The organism is Methylobacterium sp. (assembly GCF_019750675.1).
GTDB lineage: Bacteria > Pseudomonadota > Alphaproteobacteria > Rhizobiales > Beijerinckiaceae > Methylobacterium.
The window spans coordinates 1-1,706 of the sequence record NZ_JAIEOF010000402.1 but is presented as its reverse complement, the minus strand read 5'-3'; the positions used below and the strand labels follow the sequence as shown (position 1 = coordinate 1,706).

Annotated in this window: 3 protein-coding genes; 1 reads left to right on the top strand and 2 read right to left on the bottom strand. The window is 71.5% G+C overall.

Annotated features, from left to right (window positions below):
* On the bottom strand, nt 1-216 hold a 216-nt coding region (locus K2X24_RS21140), incomplete at its 3' end, for a DMT family transporter (RefSeq protein ID WP_292500804.1).
* Nucleotides 217-324: 108 nt separating this feature from the next.
* Between K2X24_RS21140 and K2X24_RS21135 the strand changes: the two genes are divergently transcribed.
* Nucleotides 325-1,251 carry a LysR family transcriptional regulator gene (locus K2X24_RS21135; RefSeq protein WP_292500802.1) on the top strand — a complete coding sequence of 309 codons (927 nt, stop codon included), beginning with the start codon at nt 325-327 and terminating at the stop codon, nt 1,249-1,251.
* A 5-nt stretch (nt 1,252-1,256) separates the two neighbouring features.
* On the opposite strand, the gene K2X24_RS21130 is transcribed toward K2X24_RS21135, so the two are convergent.
* The coding region (locus K2X24_RS21130; RefSeq protein ID WP_292500799.1) for a 7-cyano-7-deazaguanine synthase at nt 1,257-1,706 on the bottom strand (450 nt) is incomplete at its 5' end.

Here is a 1,706-nt window from a genome sequence, read left to right as displayed (position 1 = left end):
CCAGGGGATGCGCGCGGTCAGGCTCGCCGCCGGCAACGGATCGCGCAGGGCCAGGGCCAGCACCACCATGGACAGCAGTCCGACGAAGTAGCTCGCGAAGCCCGCCCAGGCGGAGGAGTTCAGGGCGATCCGCAAATTCGCGATCAGTGCCTGCTGAACCACGATGCTGGCCCCCGCCATGACGGAGAGGGCCACGGGAAGCAGGAGGTTGAGCATGGGCCAGGGACCTGAACGGTGGCGAAGCGCCGGACGCGGGCGCCTTGACAACCATCCCGGAGCCATGTCGTCAAATGACGGATCGGCGCGTATCCATCCAGACAAGGCATGATCAATCCGGCGCATCTCGATCTCTTCCGCGCGGTGATGCGCCACGGCGGGATGACCCGGGCCGCCGAGGCCCTGGGGATCGGCCAGCCGCATATCAGCCGGGCGATGGCCCAGCTCGAGGCGGAGACCGGCCTCTCCCTGTTCGTACGCGGACACGGCACCGCCCGGCCGACGCCGGAGGGTGAGGCCTTCGCCCGCGAGGTCGAGCGCAGCTATGCGGGCCTCGACCACCTCCGCCACGCCGCCCGGCAGATCCGCGAACTCGGCACGGGTCCGTTACGCATCGCCTGCCAGCCCTCCCTGGCCTCGCACCTGTTGCCTCGGGCGATCCAGCGCCTCGTCGCCGAACATCCGGGCGCCCGCATCGCCGTCCATGTGCCGAGCCCGGACGAGATCTGGGCCTGGACGGCCTCGGGGCGGTGCGACCTCGGTCTCGCCCGCCCGCGTACCGGCCATGCGGGGGTGACGGCCGAGCGTTTCCTCACGGTCGATGCGGTGGTCGTCCTGCCGCGCCGGCACCCCCTGGCGCGCCGACGCGCCATCGGCGTGGCGGATCTGGCCGGCGAGAGCCTGGTCGCCGGCGGCCCGGGCCTGTTCCAGGAGGCCGTCGAGGCGCGGTTCGCGGAAGCCGGATGCGTGCCGCGCTTTCCCCTGATGGCCCAGTACACGGCAGCGCGCTGCGGCCTCGTCGCCGCCGGCCTTGGTCTCGCCATCGTCGATCCGGTTCCGGCCGCGGAACTCACCGGCCTGCCGATCGTGCTGCGTCCGTTCCGGCCGGCCCTCGCGATCGAGACCCGGCTGATTCGCCCGGCGGCCCGCCCGCCGGGGCGCCTCGTGGAGCGCCTGATCGACTTCCTCCGGGTGGAGCGCGACGCGCTGCCATCGCGTCGCACAGACGACTCGGCGGGACCGGCAACGCGGTGAGGTGCTCAGCTTGCCGTCGTCGCGTCCGTGCGGGTGAACTTAGCAAAGCCCTTGGCGCGCAGGTCGCAGGCCGGGCATTGGCCGCAGCCGTGGCCCCAGGGGTGGCGGTCGCCGCGCGTGCCGAGGTAGCAGGTGTGGCTGTCCTCCACGATGAGGTCCACCAGGGCCTGCCCGCCGAGATCCTGCGCCAGCCGCCAGGTCTCGGCCTTGTCGATCCACATCAGCGGCGTGTGCAGGACGAAGCGGCGGTCCATCCCGAGGTTCAGTGCCACCTGCAGCGCCTTGATGGTGTCGTCCCGGCAATCCGGGTAGCCCGAATAATCCGTCTCACACATGCCCCCGACGATGTGGGTCAGGGAGCGGCGATAGGCGAGGGCGGCCGCGAAGGTGAGGAACAGCAGGTTGCGTCCCGGCACGAAGGTGTTGGGCAGGCCGCCATCCGCGAAGGCGATGGC

Excerpts from the sequence above, each read along its gene's own strand:
- K2X24_RS21135 (WP_292500802.1), top strand. The coding sequence starts at position 325 with ATGATCAATCCGGCGCATCTCGATCTCTTCCGCGCGGTGATGCGCCAC.